This is a genomic window from uncultured Succiniclasticum sp. (assembly GCF_902793885.1).
Lineage (GTDB): Bacteria > Bacillota > Negativicutes > Acidaminococcales > Acidaminococcaceae > Succiniclasticum.
Genome location: NZ_CADBFF010000019.1, coordinates 40,283 through 59,699, shown reverse-complemented (window position 1 = coordinate 59,699; position 19,417 = coordinate 40,283). Strand labels below are relative to the sequence as shown.

Sequence of the window (19,417 nt, the reverse complement as noted above, 5' to 3'; positions counted from 1 at the left end):
TGCGGATGTTTTAGATAAAATTAGCAGAATAATAGCTTATAAAAAGAAAGAGCTTGTTAAATCAGATGACCTTATCAAAGCCCGATTTGTCGAGATGTTTGGGGATTTGAGAGTCAATCCATTTGGATTTAAAAAGAAGAAGCTCAAGGATACCTGTATTGTAATAACTGGAAACACACCATCTAGATCTGTCCCGGAATATTATGGAGATTATATGGAATGGATTAAAACCGATAACATTGTAACGGGCTTTCTAAATCCTACAAAATCAGTTGAGTACTTATCTGAAGCAGGAGTAAATGTTGGTAGGACGGTAGAAAAAGATTCCATATTAATGGCTTGTATCGCTGGCAGTGTTACAAGTATTGGAAGGGTTTGCATTACAGATAGAAAAGTAGCATTTAATCAACAAATTAATGCTGTGATTCCTAAAGAATATGACGTTCTCTTCTTATATGTGATGCTCCAAATGTCAAAAGATTATCTTACCGAGGAAATTAACATGGCTTTGAAGGGCATTTTGTCCAAATCAAAACTGGAAGAAAAAGAGTTTATTCGACAAATCAAAATTTAGTAAAATAGCATAAATTACGGTTAGCAATATTTATAACAGTGGAGGTATTCGTAATGACGACCGACCAATTAAACTATAAACTGAACGAAGCTGCGAATGAAAAGTCTTTAACAAACTGCGCTGTGTTATGCCGCAGTTTGTTAATTGATGCCATTGAATATATTTATGCTAAAAGTGAAGCCGAAAAGCCTGAACATGCTTCTTTGTTGGAACTGTTAGACAGTCCGGTAGTTATTGCTTACATCAATGATACTGACATTATTAATTCCATGCATTATGTCCGCATACTGGGCATGAACGCCAAACATGGAAAGAATATCAAAAAAAGGGAAGCAAAACTCGCGCTGGACAATATTACGTATTTAATTGGTTTGATTAATGCAAAAGCAAACGGAACCGATTCAAGCTACCAGAAACCACCATATATGAGTGAAGCTGCAACAAGAAAGTTGTATGTTGATTTGTATCTTGGTGAAGCAGGATGGGATGTACTGGAAACCGAAAATCTGGCAATGCCCGGGATGGCAGGAATCGAAATAGAAGTCCAGGGGATGCCAAATTCTAATGGGATAGGTTACTGCGACTATGTTTTGTATGGGAAAGATGCGAAACCTTTAGCAATTGTAGAAGTAAAGAAAACCTCTGTTGCTCCGGAAAAAGGACGGCATCAGGTGGATCTATATGCTGAGTGCATGGAAAAGGTTTATGGATATAAACCCGTAATGTATTACACAAACGGCTATACAACCCGCATTATTGACGGAAGATATCCTGACCGTGACGTGTATGCTTTCCATTCCCTTGAAGAATTGGAGTTGATGATTCAACGAAGGCAGCTGGACCACATTGTCGATGTGACGGTAAACGAGGAAATTACGGGACGCCCATATCAGAGAACTGCTATTGCCAGTATCTGCGAATGGTTAAACGCAAAGCATCGCAGAGGATTATTGGTTATGGCTACGGGAACAGGAAAAACAAGGGTTGCAGTATCCTTGGTTGATGTTTTAACCAGAAATAACTGGATAAAAACAGTATTGTTCCTGGCTGACAGAACCTCATTGGTGAATCAGGCCAAACGAAGCTTTGCCGAACTGCTGCCCAATATGAGCGTATGTGAACTGTCTGCCGGTGGAGAAAAGGATTATAACGCAAGGCTGATGTTCTGTACATATCAATCTATGATTAATTATATTGATGCAGAAGATAAGGTCTTTACTACAGGTCGCTTTGATTTAATTATCACAGATGAAGCCCACAGAAGTATTTTTAATAAATACGGTACCATATTTAATTACTTTGACAGCTATCTCGTTGGATTAACAGCAACACCTAAGAATGAAGTAGATGCCAACACGTACCGAATTTTTGGCTGTGAAGCCGGAATTCCGAATTTTGATTACCCGTTAAAGGAAGCTATCAAAGAAAAATATCTAGTAGGATATCAGGCTATCAGTAGAACTTCAAAACTGATTAACGAAGGCATTGACTATAAAACTTTGACAGAAGATGAAAAGAAACAGTTAGAAGAGTATTTGAAGGGTGTTGCTCCAACACCTGACTTTAAAATCCCCGGGAATCAGTTGTTCACCATCCTTTACAACAAAAAGACCTGTAATATGGTGCTTGAAGAGTTGATGCAAAATGGCCTGCGTGTAGATGGTGGTGAGACAATGGGAAAAACCATTATCTTCGCGTATAATCATAAACATGCTCAGATGCTGGTGGATTGCTTCCATGAATTATATCCGGATTATCCTGCAAATACTTGTCAGTTGGTTGACTATTCGGTAACATATGCGGACGACCTTGTCCTCAAATTCAAAGAAGACCCTACGTTCCGTATTGCAATATCGGTTGATATGTTAGATACGGGTATTGATGTGCCGGAAGTTCTGAATCTGGTATTCTTTAAAAAGGTTCGTTCCAAGATCAAGTTTATGCAGATGATAGGCAGAGGAACAAGGCTTTGTGAGAATGTATTCGGCCCGGGGAAAAATAAAAAAGAGTTCATGATATTTGATTATTGTGGGAACTTTGAGTATTTCAAATATCATCCGAATGGTAAAGAGGGAAGGGAGATACTGACCCTTTCACAGAGACTGTTCCAAATCCGTTTGGATATGCTGTATGAACTACAAAGAGCAGAATATCAGGAAGATACTTGGTTTAACGCCTACTACAATCAGATTAAGACTGAGTTGCATAATGCTGTAGTGGTAATAAAATCCCATTCTAACCGTATCCAGGTACGCATGGCGATGCAGTATGTTGATAAGTATTATAATTTGGATACATGGCAGTCTCTTTCTCCGGTTATGGTTCAGGAGGCAAAGCTGCATCTGTCACCGTTGCTTGACAGTGGTGTGAATGGAGATTATTCAGCAGTATCGTTTGATGTACGTGTGTATTATATTGAGCATGCATTACTGTCGACAAACTCCGTAGCTGCTGTGGGCGACCATGTAAAGAATATCAGGCTTGTAGCACAGTATCTGCTGAATGAAAAGGCGTCTATTCCGCAAGTGCTGGCCAAAACAGAAGATTTAAAGAGAATTATTGATAAAGAATTCTGGAAGGTTGTGACAATACCTGAACTGGAAAGGTTAAGAGCCTCGTTAAGGGATCTGATGCAGTTCTTAAAAGGCGAAGGCATTGGAAGGTTTGATATAGATATAACAGATGAAATAACATTATCGCCGGATCAGCCGGAAGGCACTGTTTTTGATATCAGAACCTATAAGGAAAAAGTCATTGACTATCTGATGGAAAACAGTGACAGTGAAGTGATACGTAAAATCCATAATCTTGAACCAATAAACGACGATGATTTTCAGGAGTTGGAAAGAATACTGTGGCATGAACTTGGAACAAAGGTGGATTACGATAATACAACACAGATAGGTAATTTGGCTGTGTTTGTCAGAAGCTTAATTGGATTAAGCCAAGAAGCTGTCAATGAGAAGTTTGGTCAGTATTTGGCAGGTAATATGCTCAATTCCAAGCAACAGGAATTTGTTAAAACCATCATCAATTATGTGCGTGTGAATGGTGATGTGGAGCTGTCAGACCTTGTGAATAACGAACCGTTTAGAAATTATGACTTGCATGGTTTGTTTGGTACCAATTTACCCAAAGTAGTATCTATCGTGAGTCTGCTTCATGACGCAGTTACTGCACAAGTCTAGAATGTTAGCAAAGTTATTTATATGATTGAAACCATGAGGCTTTTTCATTTTTTTGTGAAGGTTAAAAAAGATAAACTCTAATGTCGTTTTACTATTAGAGTTCAAGTGTTGTTATTCAAAAAATATTCATAAAAATAACAATGGCTTTTTACAATCAGTGTAGAATCGTACGCTTCAAGTAAGTATTTCGTCACAAGGTTCTAAACTATAAGAATATCAGCAGTTTATACGAAGATTATATACGCAAACTTGTCAAGTCCATCGGTGTGGCAGTGTTGTAAGATTGGAGGGAGAGATACGTGACTTGGGAAATGGATTTGAAGATTATACAGGAAGATGCGGAAAAGAAGGGCGAAAAGCGTGGAGAAAAGAAAGGCCGTTTAGCCGGAAAAAAGGAAAAAGCGATTGAAATTGCCAAATCCCTGAAAGAAAAGGGTAAATTGTCTGACTCCGAAATTGCCGAGGTGACGGCTCTTCCTTTGCGTGAAGTTGCAGCGCTGTGACTTGTTGAAAAGATTAATGGTTAGTTTCAAATAATAATAAAAGACTGGGCATTGTTTCCACTGCGGTCTGTCTGAAATGGCAGGCCGCGGTTTTTACCTTTCCCTTTTCAGGTAGCTAACTATCCCATATTGTGGTATAATAATTAGGTATGTAGTGGTCTGGTCTGGGGACCGGGGTTAGGGTCCCGGGCCGGGGTTGGTTTGTTTTGGTTTGCGTTAGTTCAAGTACCCTTACGGAGAGAAAAAGAATGCTCGATAACTGGAAAAGAGATGGGGTTTCCCTGCGCACGATCCATAAATGGCTGATCGTGTCGGCTGTCATTCTGACCTGTTTTATGATTTATTCCACGTACCGGCTCGCCGGCAGTTTTATGCATGTGAAGCAGGCGTCGGAAAAAAATATTGAGTTGGAAACTGCGGTTCACCGTCTCATGGACGCTTCGGATTACCTTACGGAGAAGGTGCAGCGCTTTACGGTAACCGGGGACCGCATCTTCATGGAGCATTATTTTATTGAGGCTTTTGCCTCCAAGCGGCGGGAGGAAGCCATTGCCAAACTGGAGCTGGATGCCAATGCCACGGCGGCCCTGGAGCATTTGCGGGAGGCAATGCACTATTCGGTGAAGCTGATGGACCGGGAGTATTATGCCATGCGCCTGGTGATTGAGGCCCAGGGGATCAAAGAGTATCCGGACGTGCTGAAAAAGGTTACGCTGCGCACCGGGGATGCGGCCCTTTCGCCCCAGGATAAAATGCGGCTCGCTACGGAGATGGTGCTGGATGCGGAATATTATGAACAGAAAAACAAGATTCGCGCAGGGATCCAGAAGAGTATCGACGCGGTGGAAAAGCTGACCCACAACACGGAAACCAACGCGATGGATACCTTTCAGCTGGATATGAATTTTGGGCGGGGGGTCATCCTGCTTCAGATTCTGGTCATCTTTTTTGTGGTCTGGCTTACGTCGCATCTTGGCATCAATCCGATTCTGCGGGCTGTGGACCGGATCAAGGAGGACTGTCCGATCCCGGAAGTGGGCGCCAATGAGTTCCGGTATCTGGCCCAGGCCTATAACAAGATGTATTCGGTGTATAAGAGCAGCATCGAGCATTTGAATTTCAAGGCGTCCCACGATGAACTGACCGGCGCGTATAACCGGGCCGGGTATGAACTCCTTCTTTCCGGTGTGGATTTGAAATCCACCTACATGATTCTGTTTGACGTGGATCATTTCAAATCGGTCAACGATACCTGCGGACACGAGACCGGGGACAAGGTGCTGCGGAAACTGGTCAGCGTGCTGAAACGGAATTTCCGTTCCGACGACTATGTCTGCCGGATCGGCGGGGATGAGTTCGTGGTGTTTATGGGGCATGCCAGCGAAATGCAGCAGCACCTGATTAAGGCGAAGATTGAAAATATCAACGAGGAGCTGGGGAATCCGGAGGACGGGCTGCCGCCCTTTTCGGTCAGCGTCGGCATTGCCCACGGTTTGCAGGTAAAGGACGAAGCCGGGCTGTTTGAAAAATGTGATTTGGCCCTGTATGAGTCCAAAAACCGCGGCCGGCATACCTATACGTTTTATTCGGAATGATCCCGTCGGGGTACGGTTTTACAAAAGCAGGCAAAGTAGCTTGCAGGGTTTTATGAGTTTTTAAGAAAAGGAGATGTAATCATGAGCTTGTTGGAAACCTTATTAACATCAATGACTTCTTCCTCTTCCCTGGATTCCATGTCCCGGAGGACCGGCGGCAGCAATGATCAGATGGCGGCCCTCATTACGGCGGCGCTGCCCATCTTGCTGCGGGCCATGACTGCCAATGCTTCCACCCAGTCCGGCGCGGCGTCCCTGAATGAAGCTTTGGGACAGCATACCGGGACGGGTTCGGTGGCTGAACAGTTTGCCACGGCGGATATGGACGACGGCGCCAAGATTTTACAGCATATTCTGGGAAGAAATTCTTCTTCGGTGATGAACGGGCTGTCCAGCCAGAGCGGCCTGAGCAACGATCAGGTGGGCTCGGCGCTGAGCGCCCTGGCTCCCGTATTGCTCAGCAGTTTGTCTGCTGCGTCCAATCAGGCGCCGGTGCAGCGGCAGAGACCGGCCATTGACCTGAGCGACGGCATTGACGCTTCGGATATCATGGGCTTTATGCAGATGATGTCTTCCGCCCAGGGGGGAGCGCAGCGTCGTCCGCAAAACCAGGCGTCTTTTGACGGAAGCGATTTGCTGGGGCTTCTGTCTATGTTGAAATAACCGGAACGGATCTGTCGGTGGCTACAGCGTGATTTCTATCCTGTAGCCGCCCTCTTTTTTCATGTTGAAATGGTGCGGAAGTATGATGGACTGTAAGTTGTGGAAACAGGAGTCGGGATGGCGGCGCGCAACAGGTCAGGGTTTTGGAAAAAAGTAAAATGGTTTTTTCTTCGGGCGGTGTTGGTGGTTGTCCTGGTGCTTTTCGGGCTGGAGTTTGTCAATCTGCAGCAACGGGAGGCGAAGCCGGTTGAGGGCGGGGGACGTGCGGCCCAGGGGGCGCCCTTTGTTACGCTGGATAACCTGCCGGAGTATTCGGGCCGTTCCTTTGTGGTCCTGTATGGGAACAAGCCGCAGTTTTCCGAAGAATTCAAGGCAAAGGAAAATCCGTATTATTCGTTTACGCCCCTGGATGCACTGGGGCGCTGCGGGCCGGCGTACGGAAAACTGGGGCCGGAGTTCCTTCCCACGAAGCCCAGGGGGCCCATCGGGATGGTAAAGCCTACGGGCTGGCAGTTCAGCAAGTACAATGAGATTGATAAAAAGTATTTATACAATCGTTGTCATCTGCTGGCATTCCAGCTGACGGGAGAGAATGCCAATAAACGGAATCTGATTACGGGGACGCGGCATTTTAACGTGGTGGGGATGCTTCCCTTTGAAAACCGCGTGGCCAATTATATCCGGCAGACCCGTAAGCATGTGTTTTACCGGGTGACGCCTGTGTTTTACGGGCGCGAACTGGTGGCCCGGGGCGTGACGATGGAAGCGCTGTCTGCCGATGACGGGGGCAGGGCGCTCCATTTCCATGTGTTTGTGTATAATGTGCAGCCGGGCATCGCGATCAATTATGCCGATGGCGCCAATCACCGGCAATGAGGTTTTCTATGAAATATGTACTGGTAGCGATCAATCTGCCTGTTAAAAATCTGTTCAGGCAGTTTATATATGGCCTTCCGGACAGTATGGGGCAGGCCGGGGAAGGATGGCGCGTAGTCGTTCCCTTCGGCCCCCAGAAGGTGGAAGGTTTTATCGTGCGGGATTTTGACCGGGAAGAAGCCCTGGCGTTATTGCAGAAGGAGAATCCCGGTTTTTCCATTGATAAGATGAAAGAGGTTACGGCGGTGCTGGGAACCCGTCCCTGGTTTTCGGAAGAGATGATGGGGACGGCAAAGTGGCTGGCCGGATATTATATGTGTTCCTTGGCGGAAGCTATGCGGCTGTTTATCCCCGGGAAGACGAGCATCCGGCGTAAGCCTGTCTATCAGGAGGGCAGGCTGATCGCCTATGAGATAGAAGAGCGGCTGAAGGCCCGGACGGTGGTGGCCTATACCATTACAGAAATGGGAAAGGCGGCGCTGGCGGAAGGAAGCCGCCGGGCGAAAGCGCAGATGCAGGCGCTGGAAGTTCTGCTTCATGCAACGGAGCCGCTGGACCGGAAAGAGGCGGAGGCGCAGCACATCAGCGGGGCTGTGTTACAGACGCTGGCCGAAAAGGGCTGGGCGCTGCGGACGGAAAAGCGGTTGCTGCGTAACAGTTATGACCGTCAGGCAGAGCGTAAGGAAACGTTGCAGCTGACGGAGGAACAGGCCCAGGCGGTGGCGGCGATTAAGGCGTCGCTGGATTATTTTCCGACGGGGAAGCCGGCGGAAAAGGATGAACCCGGCGCGGCTGCGTTTAGTGGAGATGCCGGTAAACAGAAGACAGAGACGAATTGCGAAAAAACAAGACCCCAGGAATTTTTGTTACAGGGGATTACCGGCAGCGGTAAGACCGAGGTGTATCTGCGGGCTGCCGACCATGCTTTGCGGCAGGGAAAGCAGGTGCTGGTGCTGGTACCGGAAATTGCGCTGACGGCGCAGATCGTGCAGCGGTTTCAGGCCTGGTTCGGTCAGGAAGTGGCCGTGGCCCACAGCAAGTTGTCGCAAAATGAACGGGGCGACGTCTGGTACAAGATGCGCACCGGGGAAGCCAATGTGTTGATCGGGGTGCGCAGCGCGGTCTTCGCTCCGTTTAAGAATCTGGGTCTCGTAATGGTAGACGAAGAACAGGAGACCAGTTATAAACAGGAGGAACGTCCTGCGTACCACGCCAGGGAAGTGGCGCGTTACCGGTGTAAGAACAGCGGGGCGGTGTTGGTCCTGGGCAGCGCCACGCCTTCCCTGGAATCCTATTTCCGCGCGGTTTCGGGAAGGATCGGTCATTTGCAACTGAAACGCCGTCCGGGCAGTTCCTTTTTGCCTGCTGTGGACGTGGTAGATATGCGGGAAGAGCTGGCGCAGAAAAATTATTCCGTCATTTCCCGGAAGCTGCGCCGGGAGCTCATTGCGACGGTACACGCAGACCAGCAGGCTATTGTGCTGCTGAACCGTCGGGGCTATTCCACCTTTGTCATGTGCAGGGACTGCGGGGAAACGCTGACCTGTCCGCACTGTGCGGTCAGTCTGGTGTTTCATGCGGATGAACAGGCTATGCGGTGTCATTATTGCGGGAATACGTATCCGATTCCGGAAACCTGCCCCCATTGTGGCAGCCGGCGGATCAAATTCTTCGGCAGCGGTACCCAGAAAGCGGAACAGGAGATCGGCCAGATGCCCGGCATTCAGGTATTGCGTATGGATCAGGACAGCACGGCCACTAAAATGGCCCATGAGGAGATCATCCGGCGTTTTTCCCGAAAGGAAGCCAATGTGCTGCTGGGCACCCAGATGGTGGCCAAGGGTCATGATATTCCGGACGTGACCCTGGTTGGCATACTGGCAGCGGACAGTACGTTGAACATGCCGGATTTCCGCGCGTCCGAACGGGGCTTCTCCCTGCTGACCCAGGCGGCCGGCCGGGCCGGGCGGGGCGATAAACCGGGCCGCGTGGTGCTGCAGACCTATGATCCGGAAAATGAGATCATTACCCTGGCGGCCAAACAGGATTACGAAACCTTTGCCGGACACGAGCTGGCTATGAGAAAGGAATTGCTCTATCCTCCGTACGGTGAGATTTTAAAAGTAACGGTAGTGGATAAAGAAGAGAAGAAAGCCTGGGAACTGGCCGATGAAATGGCGCAGTTTTTGCGGGGCCGGTATGCGGCGGAGCACTGGGAACGTACGGAGATCATGGGCCCCTTTCCCTCCGGCGTGGCAAAGGTCAGGGACTTGTACCGGATCAATATCGTGGTGAAGTCCCAGGCGATGGAACAGGTGAAAGCGTGTCTGCTTGCCAGCAGATACAGGACGGTAAAAAATGTGTTTTTCGATGTGGATCCGATTATGGCAATATAGGTAACTTTAAAAATACGGAGTTATGTGTTATAATATAATGTAATTTTATTTTTTATTGAATTCAGATTTAATTTGGAGGCAACATGGCGGTCCTGGAAATCAGAAGGGCGGGAGACCCGGTTCTCAAAAAAGTCAGCGAACCGGTGAAGCGCATAGATAAAAAAGTGAAACGTATTTTGAAAGATATGGCGGATACGCTGTACAAATCCGGTAACGGAATCGGGCTGGCGGCGCCCCAGGTGGGTATTCTGCAGCGCATTGTGGTCATTGACCTGCAGGACGGAAACGGGCTGCTGGAGCTGATCAATCCGGTCATTACGAAAAAAGAGGGTTCCCGGATCGCTGGGGAAGGCTGTCTTTCGGTCCCCAATTTTGAAGGCGAAGTGGAACGGGCGGAATATGTGGAATGTGAATATACCGATCCCCACGGCAAGAAGCAGTTCCTTGCCACCGACGGGCTGCTGGCAATCTGTCTGCAGCATGAGACGGACCATCTGGATGGCATTCTGTTTACGGACAAGGCCGTGACCATTACCCTGAAAGCGCCGGAGGATTGAACGATGTGGAATGTGGTGTTCATGGGCACGCCGGATTTTGCGGTGGGGTCCCTGAAAGCATTGTTGGAAGCGGGACAATATCATATACAGGCTGTGGTGACCCAGCCGGACCGTCCGAAAGGCAGGGGACAGAAGATGGTGGAAACACCGGTGAAGACCTTTGCGCTGCAGCACGGCCTGCCGGTATTCCAGCCGCTGAAGGTAAAAGAAGCGGAATTTGTGCAGCAGTTAAAAGCCTGGCAGCCTGATTTTATTGTGGTGGCCGCTTTCGGCCAGTTCCTGACACAGGAAATTTTGGATATTCCCACCTATGGCTGTATCAACGTGCATGCGTCTTTGCTGCCTAAATACCGCGGCGCCGCGCCGATCCAGTACGCGATTATCAAAGGGGAAAAAGAATCCGGCGTGACGATCATGCGGATGGAAAAGGGTATGGACACAGGAGCTATGTACAGCCGGGTGGTTGTGCCCATTGACGCGGAAATGAATTTTGCCCGGCTCCATGACGAGCTGATGGAAAAAGGCGCGGCACTTTTGACGGATACGCTTCCCCGGATTGCGGAAGGGCTGCAGCCTGAAATACAGAAGGAAAGCGAAGCAACCTTTGCGACGCTGCTTACGAAAGAAATGGCGAAAATTGACTGGAACCGTCCGGCGCAGGAAGTGCATGACCGAGTACGGGGCTTTGACCCGGTGCCGGGCGCATTTACGTATTTGCCTGATGGGAAACTGTTGAAGATATGGGAGACCCGTGTGACCGGAAACAGGACGGAAGCGCTTCCGGGGACTGTGGTTTCCGTGACGAAAAAAGATTTTTCCGTGGCTTGCCGGGATGGGGAGCTGCGGATACTGACCGTACAGCCGGAATCAAAAAAACGCATGCCTGCAGCCGTATTTCTGAACGGCCGCGGCGTGACGGCCGGCGATCGGTTTGACAGTAAGGAGTAAGATGTTTTATGGTTTCTGCAGTGGAAATGGCGGTTAACCCCAAAAAAAGAGTGTTCCTTGCACTGGTGCTGTTCAGCGCCATCATGACGGCTGTCCTCCTGTTTTTTGCCTGGAAGGTAACCTATCTGGGCTTTGAGGCGATCAGCCAGTTTTTGCCGGCGGCCTTTGGCTTCCTGGTATTCGGGGCGATCTTCTTCCTGTTTGCCGGGGAACTGGCGATTGTGCTGGCGATTATGGGTATGCCGCTGCCGAAAATTTTATATTTCTGGTCCTGGAAAGCGATCAATTTTCTGTTTCCCTTTGCGGTGGGCCTGGGACGTATTCTGAACATTCCCAGGGAAAAGGTGGAACAGAGTTTTGTGGCGGTGAATAATGCGCTGGTGAAGCAGCATCATATCAAGGTCCCTTCGGACCGGCTGCTGATCCTGACTCCTCACTGTCTCCAGTTGGATACCTGTCCTCGGAAGATCACCCGGAACATCGAAAACTGTCAGCAGTGCGGCGGTTGCTGTGTGGGCGGTCTGCTGGGGCTGTGTCATAAATATCATATGCATTTCGTGGTGGCCACCGGTGGGACGCTGGCCCGGCAGATGGTAGCCAAGGCGGATCCCAAGGCAATCATTGCCGTGGCCTGTGAGCGGGATCTGACCAGCGGTATCCAGGATGTTTTTCCCATACCGGTCATTGCGATTTTTAATGAGCGTCCCTTTGGTCCCTGCTTTAATACAAGGGTCAGTATTGCGAAAGTGGAAGAAGCAATTCGTATGTTAAGTGAGGATATACCGGAAGATGCCAGTGCGTAAAGACAGACACGGAATGCCGGATAGCCTGAAACGTCCTGTGAACGGCAGGGAAGCCGCGTTGCAGGCTTTGCTGCAGATTTGGCAGGAAGGAGCCTATACTGCGATCGCGCTGAACCGCACGTTGCGCAGGGGCGGCCTGGAAGAACCGGACCGGCGTTTTGCCACAGAGCTGGTCAACGGCGCTGTCAAGGCGAAAGGCACCCTGGACTTTGTGCTTGGCCGGATGACAGACCGTCCTGTCCGGAAACTGGAACCGGTGATCTACTGTATTCTGCATCTGGGTTTATACCAGATTTTTTATATGGACCGGATTCCGGACTCCGCTGCCTGTAATGAAAGTGTGAATCTGGCTAAAAAGTTCAGTCATAAAGGCACGGATAAATTTGTCAACGGGGTGCTGCGGGGTACGCTCCGGCAGAAAGAACTGCTGTGGGAGAAAATCCGGAACGATATGCCGTTGCGCGTCTGTCACCCCCGCTGGTTGGTAGAGCGCTGGCGCATACAGTTTGGCGACGAAGAGGCAACCGCGTTGTGCAGCTGGGATAATGAACCGGCCCGTCTGAGTCTGCGGGTGAATTCATGTATGACGACCCGTGACGCCTTTTTGCAGGATTTGCGGGAAATGGGCTGCGAAGCGGAGGTGTCCCTCTGGTGTCCCGACGGGATCGTGATGACAAGATTGCCGGGCCTGCAGATGTTGCTGGAAACATTTCCCCACAGTTTTTATGTGCAGGATGAAAGTTCCATGCTGCCGGCTATGGCCTTAGCGCCGCAACTGGGGGAACGGGTGTTGGACCTGTGCGCCGCCCCGGGCGGTAAAACCACCCATATCGCTGCGCTGATGGAAAATACCGGCAGGGTGACGGCCTGTGACATCTACCCCCATAAACTGAAACTGATTGCAGAAAATGCGGCCAGGCTGAAGCTGGAAAATATAAAAACGGAATTGCAGGACGGCTGCGTGTTCCGGGAAGAGTGGGAAGCCGCCTTTGACCGGGTGCTGGTGGATGCGCCCTGCTCCGGCCTGGGCGTGCTGCGACGCAGGGCGGAAGCGCGCTGGACAAAAACAGAAACCGGGCTGCGGGAATTTCCGGCGCTGCAGCAGAAAATTCTGGACAACGCAAGCCGTTATGTAAAACCCGGCGGCGTTCTGGTATACAGCACGTGTACGATCGAAGACCGGGAAAACCGGATTTTGATAGAAACATTTTTGCAGAATCACCGGGAGTGGAAGCAAACCGGTTTCGCCCATCCCCGCACGAAAAAGACTGTAAAAGAACTGCAACTGTATCCGCAGCGGGATGGCGTGGACGGATTTTATCTGACAGTATTGCAGAAAGATAAATAACGTTTCCTTAAAAACAGTAGCAGAATTTAATTTATATAGAGTTTTACTTTTATAATGTTGGATAGCAACAATTGGTTTTAGATAGACAGAGATATGAAGACTGAAATTTTCGGAATGTCCTTGCCGCAATTGCAGACGGCGCTGGCTGAGTTGGGAATGAAAAAATTCCGGGCAAAGCAGATTTACGACTGGCTGTATCAGAAATGTGTGTTTGATTTTGCGCAGATGAGCAATCTGGGCAAAGCGGAGCGCCAGTTGCTGCAGGAAACGTTTTCGGTATTGCCTGCGGAGATACAGGTGGTCCGTAAATTAGATTCCGCGGACGGGCTGACACAGAAGATTTTACTGGAACTGCCCGACGGCAATGCCATTGAAACGGTACTGATGCATCATGATTACGGGTACAGCGTCTGTGTTTCCAGTCAGGTTGGCTGCGATATGCACTGCGCGTTTTGTGCCAGCGGCCTGCATGGCGCGGTGAGAAATCTGACGGTCGCCGAGATTGCGGCCCAGGTGTATCTCTTCGATGCCCGGCTTGCTGCCGCGGGAGAAAGGGTGAGCCGTGTGGTGGTCATGGGAAGCGGCGAGCCCATGCTGAATTTTGACGCGGTGTTCGAGGCCCTGCAGTTTTTGCATCAGCCGGATGTTGCCAATATCGGGTACCGCAACATGACGGTTTCCACCTGCGGTATTATTCCCGGCATCCAAAAGATGCAGAAGCTGGAACTGCCGATTAATCTGGCCATATCGCTCCACGCAGTCAGAACTGAGCTGCGTTCGGAACTGATGCCGGTCAATCAGGGTTTTCCGTTTCCGGATGTGATTGCCGCAGCGGAAGAATATGCGGTCAGCAGCGGAAGACAGGTTACGTATGAGTATATTTTACTGGCAGATATCAATGACAGCGACAGGGATGCGGAGTTGCTGGCGGAGTATTTGCGTTATAAGCAGGCCGGCGTAAATCTCATTCCGGCCAATCCGGTTCCGGAAAAAGGGTTTTTCCGGCCCAAGATGCAACGGATTGAACGGTTCGTATCGATTTTGCGGCGGCATCGCATCCATGCTACGGTCCGTAAAGAGATGGGCAAGGATATCAATGCGGCCTGCGGGCAGCTGCGTGCCGCGTTTGCCGGAGAAAAAGCACAGGGAACACGTTCCTGAACTGCACAGGTTTGCAGCTGTGCTATCATGTACTGACAGGAGGGATTGTTGTGTCAGTAGCGGCTCGGACCCATAAGGGAAGGGTCAGAATAAATAATGAAGACAGTTTGCTGCTGGAGCGTCCGTTCTTATTTGCGATTGCAGACGGAATGGGCGGCTATAATGCAGGCGAGGTGGCCAGCAAGCTGGCTTTGGAAAAGTTAAAAGCGGAAAAAGATGACCTGTACGGGAAAAACGGTTTCGCGCTGGTGTCCAAGTTATATCAGATCATGCGGGACGTGAACGTGGAAGTGTATAAGAAAGCCCAGTCTGAATATACCTTAGAGGGAATGGGCACGACCCTTTCCGGCATTTATTTCAACGGAAAAGGAAAGGGATATGTTTTCAATGTGGGAGACAGCAGGGTCTACCTGTTGCGGCAGAAACAGCTGAAACAGATCACCCGGGACCATTCCCTGGTGGCGGAGATGGTTGAGAATGGAGAGCTGACACAGGAAGAAGCCTTCAACCATCCGCAGAAAAACATGCTGACCCGGGGGATCGGCGTCAATAAGAATGTGGACGGCGATGTGTTCGTCATAGATATCTACACGGACGATACCATCCTGCTTTGCAGCGACGGGCTGACAGATATGCTGCATGATAATGAGATTGCGGAGTATCTGCAGAAAGAAGATACGGAAGATGCCGCCGACGCGCTGCTCAGTGCGTCTCTGGAAAAAGGCGGCAGGGACAATATATCGTTTATTATACTGAAACTGGATCGAAAAGAGGTGGAACACGATGGTCGGTGAAATTTTGAACGGACGTTATGAAATTTTAAAATCCGTTGGATTTGGCGGCATGGCGGAAGTGTATCTGGCCAAAGATGTTCTCCTGGACCGGAAAATCGCCATCAAGGTACTGCGTAAAAAATTCCTGGACAGCAAAACCCAGCTGGAACAGTTTAAGCGGGAGGCCCGTTCGGCGGCCCGCCTGATCCATCCGTCCATTGTTACGATTTATGATGTCTGCGACGAAGGGGATATCAGCTATATTCTGATGGAATATGTGGAAGGGGTCAGCCTGAAATCCTTTGAGGAACAGAACGGACGTATGGACCCTGCGCTGGCCGTTGCGCTGACGGCGCAGCTGGCTTCGGCGCTGGCTCATGCTCACAAGCACAACATTATCCATTGCGATATTAAACCCCAGAATATCGTGCTGACGGAAGCCATGGTACCGAAGATCGTTGATTTTGGGATTTCCCGCATTGTTTCCAACGAGACCATGGCGTTTACGGCTTCTGTGGTGGGCTCCGTGCACTATTTTTCGCCGGAACAGGCCCAGGGACTGGCGGTGACGGCTCAGTCGGATATTTATTCTCTGGGCATCGTCTTTTATGAAATGCTGACAGGGGTCGTTCCCTTTGACGGCAATAATGCGGTGTCTGTGGCCCGCAAACAGGTGGAAGAGCAGGCGCCTCCCTTAAAAGCGTATTGGCCGGATGCTCCGGATGAGCTGCAGAAGATTATTGATAAAGCGCTGGCCAAAGACACAAAAGACCGTTATGCTACCGCTGAGGAAATGAAAAACGATCTGATGGAAGTCAAAAACCGGCTTTATCCCAGCAAAAATAATGATATCATGTTGGGGCAGACCATACCGCTGAAAGCCATTGTGTCCAATGCTGCGGTTAAAGGAGCTGTGGCCGCTAATGCAACGGCCCAGGCAAAAGCAAAAGAGGAACGGGATAAATTTGCGACGATGGTCATGAACCCGGACTTCCTCACGAAAAAAATAGATGGCAGGACAACGGAGCCTGAAAATTATGGAACGCCGGAGAATACAAAAAGAGTGGAGCCGGTTTCCACGGAACGGACGGAAAAAGCGGCTGCGGCTGCAGGCATTGCTGCAGCAGGAAGCGTAATCGCGGCGGCAAACAGTGTGGCAGGAGCCGAACAACAGTCTTTGTTTATGGAGGAACCTGAGTTTGCCGGGGACGGGAAGACGGAAACAGAATGGGATCAGCCTGCGGAAGTCCGGAACGGAACGGCTGGCGGAGATGCGGGACTGCAGGCGGTTGCAGGTATTGACGATCCGGAGACGGTTCCCCAGACGGAAGTAAAGCCGGTAGTGATTCCGGTTGCGGAAAAGAGTGATGTTTCGGAACCGGTAATGACGGTTGGCGCAGCGGAGCCTGACAGTGGAAATGCTGTAAGTACAGTTGCAGGGCAAACGGAAGAGATAAAACCGGAGGAGCCGGAACAGAAGAGAAACTACAGAGCGCCTAAAAAGAAATCCGGCTTCTGGGGGAAACTGCTGGCGATTGCGGTAGTGCTGTTCCTGTTGGTTGCGGGCGGCGTTTTCTATCTCTTTAGTTCCTCCAAACCGGATGTTATTGTGGCGGATGTAAACGGCAAAACGGTTATGGAAGCGAAGAAAGTGCTGGAGGCACAGGGCTTTAAGGTTGAACTGGAAAATAAAGTGGACCCCGGTGTGAAACCCGGACTGGTCTTACGGATGGATCCGGTGGCGGGATTCAAGCGCAAAGAGGGAGCGACGATCACGCTGATAGTTTCTGCTTCGGAAAAGATGATACCGGTTCCGAAAGTTGTCGGATTAAAGCAGGAGCAGGCGGAAAAAATCCTGTCGGATAAAAATCTTCGCATTGAAAAGATAGAATACAAATGGGAACAGACCAAGCCGGAAGGTATCATTCTGAGTCAGTCGCCGGAAGAAAACAGCCAGTTAAGCGACAATGGCGCTGTGAAAATCGTAATCAATAAAAAAGAAGAAACACAGGTGGCGCTGCCTGACCTGAAAGGTACAACGCTTGCAGAAGCCAGAAAAAAACTGGAAGCGATGAAGCTGAAAGTAGAAGTAAAAGAAGAAGACAGCGACAAGAATAAAAATACGGTTATCGGTATGTCGCCGAGAGCCAATGATTCCATACCGGAAGGCTCCACGGTGGTCCTGCTGGTATCGAATGCGAAAAAGCAGACTAACTTACCGGCTACGACGGACAAAATCAATGATAACAGCGGTAAGAGCAACGGCAGTGTGACAGTGAGCAAAGCAAGCGGCAGCCGGTATGCCGAATTTGTGGTGCCCGGAACCGGAACCCATACGGTGCAGATCGTTTCCAACAACGGAAAGTCCCAGAAGGTGGAAGTGTCCGGATCCTATAACGGCGGTGTGCGGTTGCGTACAAAGGTCGACAGTGATGTACAGCGTGTCGGCTTCTATGTAGACCACAGGCTGGTAGAGGAGAAGAGTTGGTAACATCGGGATTGGTAGTGCGGTCTTACAGCGGTTACTATTATGTGGATTGTGCCGGCGTCATGATAACCTGTAAGGTCAAAGGGCACATGAAACAAAAACGGTTTTCCCTGTGTACGGGAGACCGGGTGCAGCTGGAAGTGAATCCGGATAAGGCGGACGAGGGGATGATCACCGCCGTGCTGCCCCGCCGTAATTATCTGGACAGACCCACGGTGGCCAATCTTGACCTGCTGGTGATCACCCTGGCGCTGGTACAGCCGGACTTCAGTTTTCTGATCGCGGATAAATTGCTGGTGCTGGCGGAAGCAGCAAACATTCCGGTACTGCTGGTGCTGTCCAAGGCAGACCTTGCAACGGAAGAACAGAGGGAAACCATTGCTTCGGTGTATCGGAAGATCGGGTATGAAACCTTTGTGATTTCTTCCAAAACCGGAGAGGGCATCGACGCCCTGCGCCGGCGTCTGGAGGGAAAAGTCACCGCGTTCGGCGGGCCCAGCGGGGTGGGCAAATCCTCCGCGCTGAATGCGATTCAGCCCGGCGTTCTGCGGACCACAGGGGAGATCAGCACGAAAATCAGCCGGGGGAAGCATACCACCCGGTATACGGAACTCATTCCCTTTAACGGAGGGTATCTGGCCGATACGCCCGGTTTTGGCAACGTGATGATGGAAAATCTTGAACCGGACCTGTTGCCGGCCTGGTTTCCCGAGTTCAGGCAGTTTGAAGCAATCTGTAAATTCTCACCCTGCAGTCACACCCATGAACCGGTCTGCGGCGTCAAGGATGCGGTGCAGGAAAACCGAATCGCGTCTTCCCGTTACGCATCGTATTTGTCAATTCGGAAAGAGTTAATAGAAAACAAAGCGAGGAACCGAAGATGATCAAAATAGCTCCGTCCATATTATCGGCAGATTTTTCCTGCCTGGGAAACGAAATCCGGAAGATAGAAAAGGCCGGCGCCGACTGGGTGCATATTGATGTGATGGACGGCAATTTTGTGCCGAACCTGACCTTTGGCGCGCCGGTGGTGAAAAAAATCCGGAACGTGACCAGGATGTTTTTCGACTGTCATCTGATGGTGGATCATCCGGAAACCTATATTGAGGATTTTGCCGCAGCCGGGGCAGACCAGATCGTGGTGCATGCGGAAGCTACAAAGCATTTGCACCGCTGCATACAGGCTATCCATGCCAAAGGGATCAAAGCCGGCGTGGCCTTGAATCCCGCCAGTTCCTTAGCTTTGATTGAAGAAATCCTGCCCGATGTGGATATGGTGTTGCTGATGACGGTGAATCCGGGCTTTGGCGGGCAGCAGTTTATCTCTTCCGTATTGCCGAAGATCAGCCGGCTGCGCCGGATGCTGGATTTGGCCGGCCTTCGTACCGACATTCAGGTGGACGGCGGCATCAATGCGGAAACGGCCCGACAGGTTGTGGGGGCCGGGGCGACGGTGCTTGTGGCGGGTTCGTATGTGTACGGGGCGAAGGACGTGAACGCCGCGGTAAAGAGCCTGCGCGGGTAAGCGCCTGCAAAGGAATGTA

General features: G+C 50.2%; 16 protein-coding genes. All 16 read left to right on the top strand.

Annotated features, from left to right (window positions below):
* Positions 1–574 (top strand): restriction endonuclease subunit S (locus QZV31_RS09700; RefSeq protein WP_295359981.1); only part of this gene is annotated, 574 nt, incomplete at its 5' end.
* Between the two features lie 53 nt (positions 575–627).
* Positions 628–3,762, top strand: a complete 3,135-nt coding sequence (locus QZV31_RS09695; RefSeq protein WP_295359979.1) for a DEAD/DEAH box helicase family protein — start codon at positions 628–630, stop codon at positions 3,760–3,762.
* A gap of 299 nt (positions 3,763–4,061) precedes the next feature.
* Positions 4,062–4,265 carry a hypothetical protein gene (locus QZV31_RS09690; protein ID WP_295359977.1) on the top strand — a complete coding sequence of 68 codons (204 nt, stop codon included), beginning with the start codon at positions 4,062–4,064 and terminating at the stop codon, positions 4,263–4,265.
* Between the two features lie 248 nt (positions 4,266–4,513).
* A complete protein-coding gene (locus QZV31_RS09685; RefSeq protein ID WP_295359975.1) occupies positions 4,514–5,860 on the top strand; it encodes a GGDEF domain-containing protein in 1,347 nt (448 codons plus the stop codon).
* Positions 5,861–5,941: 81 nt separating this feature from the next.
* Positions 5,942–6,523: a DUF937 domain-containing protein gene (locus QZV31_RS09680; RefSeq protein ID WP_093729517.1), complete on the top strand. Its 582-nt coding sequence runs from the start codon at positions 5,942–5,944 to the stop codon at positions 6,521–6,523.
* 99 nt (positions 6,524–6,622) lie between these two features.
* Positions 6,623–7,399, top strand: a complete 777-nt coding sequence (locus tag QZV31_RS09675; RefSeq protein ID WP_295359971.1) for a DNA/RNA non-specific endonuclease — start codon at positions 6,623–6,625, stop codon at positions 7,397–7,399.
* A gap of 8 nt (positions 7,400–7,407) precedes the next feature.
* Positions 7,408–9,795 (top strand): primosomal protein N', encoded by a 2,388-nt coding sequence (priA, locus tag QZV31_RS09670; RefSeq protein WP_295359969.1) that lies wholly within the window; start codon positions 7,408–7,410, stop codon positions 9,793–9,795.
* Between the two features lie 83 nt (positions 9,796–9,878).
* The gene (def, locus tag QZV31_RS09665; RefSeq protein WP_093729519.1) at positions 9,879–10,352 is read left to right on the top strand and encodes a peptide deformylase; all 474 of its coding nucleotides are present in this window, start codon (positions 9,879–9,881) and stop codon (positions 10,350–10,352) included.
* A gap of 3 nt (positions 10,353–10,355) precedes the next feature.
* Positions 10,356–11,300, top strand: coding sequence for a methionyl-tRNA formyltransferase (gene fmt / locus QZV31_RS09660; RefSeq protein WP_295359966.1), 945 nt, complete (start codon positions 10,356–10,358; stop codon positions 11,298–11,300).
* An 8-nt stretch (positions 11,301–11,308) separates the two neighbouring features.
* Complete coding sequence (locus tag QZV31_RS09655; protein ID WP_093729521.1) at positions 11,309–12,103, top strand: DUF116 domain-containing protein; 795 nt, start codon at positions 11,309–11,311, stop codon at positions 12,101–12,103.
* Positions 12,096–13,451, top strand: a complete 1,356-nt coding sequence (gene rsmB / locus QZV31_RS09650) for a 16S rRNA (cytosine(967)-C(5))-methyltransferase RsmB (RefSeq protein WP_295359964.1) — start codon at positions 12,096–12,098, stop codon at positions 13,449–13,451. Before QZV31_RS09655 ends, rsmB begins: the two co-directional genes overlap by 8 nt.
* Before the next feature lie 93 nt (positions 13,452–13,544).
* Positions 13,545–14,612: a 23S rRNA (adenine(2503)-C(2))-methyltransferase RlmN gene (gene rlmN / locus QZV31_RS09645; protein WP_295359962.1), complete on the top strand. Its 1,068-nt coding sequence runs from the start codon at positions 13,545–13,547 to the stop codon at positions 14,610–14,612.
* Positions 14,613–14,662: 50 nt separating this feature from the next.
* Positions 14,663–15,406, top strand: a complete 744-nt coding sequence (locus QZV31_RS09640; protein ID WP_295359960.1) for a Stp1/IreP family PP2C-type Ser/Thr phosphatase — start codon at positions 14,663–14,665, stop codon at positions 15,404–15,406.
* Positions 15,396–17,876 (top strand): protein kinase, encoded by a 2,481-nt coding sequence (locus QZV31_RS09635; RefSeq protein ID WP_295359958.1) that lies wholly within the window; start codon positions 15,396–15,398, stop codon positions 17,874–17,876. Before QZV31_RS09640 ends, QZV31_RS09635 begins: the two co-directional genes overlap by 11 nt.
* The gene (gene rsgA, locus QZV31_RS09630; RefSeq protein WP_295359956.1) at positions 17,870–18,757 is read left to right on the top strand and encodes a ribosome small subunit-dependent GTPase A; all 888 of its coding nucleotides are present in this window, start codon (positions 17,870–17,872) and stop codon (positions 18,755–18,757) included. The genes QZV31_RS09635 and rsgA overlap by 7 nt, the downstream gene beginning before the upstream one ends.
* The gene (rpe, locus tag QZV31_RS09625) at positions 18,754–19,398 is read left to right on the top strand and encodes a ribulose-phosphate 3-epimerase (RefSeq protein ID WP_295359954.1); all 645 of its coding nucleotides are present in this window, start codon (positions 18,754–18,756) and stop codon (positions 19,396–19,398) included. The genes rsgA and rpe overlap by 4 nt, the downstream gene beginning before the upstream one ends.
* Positions 19,399–19,417 lie beyond the last annotated feature (19 nt).

Bases quoted from the DNA above. Each gene is read 5' to 3' on its own strand.
- fmt (WP_295359966.1), top strand. From the start codon at position 10,356: ATGTGGAATGTGGTGTTCATGGGCACGCCGGATTTTGCGGTGGGGTCC.
- rlmN (WP_295359962.1), top strand. From the start codon at position 13,545: ATGAAGACTGAAATTTTCGGAATGTCCTTGCCGCAATTGCAGACGGCG.
- priA (WP_295359969.1), top strand. From the start codon at position 7,408: ATGAAATATGTACTGGTAGCGATCAATCTGCCTGTTAAAAATCTGTTC.
- def (WP_093729519.1), top strand. From the start codon at position 9,879: ATGGCGGTCCTGGAAATCAGAAGGGCGGGAGACCCGGTTCTCAAAAAA.
- QZV31_RS09655 (WP_093729521.1), top strand. From the start codon at position 11,309: ATGGTTTCTGCAGTGGAAATGGCGGTTAACCCCAAAAAAAGAGTGTTC.
- rpe (WP_295359954.1), top strand. From the start codon at position 18,754: ATGATCAAAATAGCTCCGTCCATATTATCGGCAGATTTTTCCTGCCTG.
- QZV31_RS09685 (WP_295359975.1), top strand. From the start codon at position 4,514: ATGCTCGATAACTGGAAAAGAGATGGGGTTTCCCTGCGCACGATCCAT.
- QZV31_RS09635 (WP_295359958.1), top strand. From the start codon at position 15,396: ATGGTCGGTGAAATTTTGAACGGACGTTATGAAATTTTAAAATCCGTT.
- QZV31_RS09680 (WP_093729517.1), top strand. From the start codon at position 5,942: ATGAGCTTGTTGGAAACCTTATTAACATCAATGACTTCTTCCTCTTCC.
- QZV31_RS09695 (WP_295359979.1), top strand. From the start codon at position 628: ATGACGACCGACCAATTAAACTATAAACTGAACGAAGCTGCGAATGAA.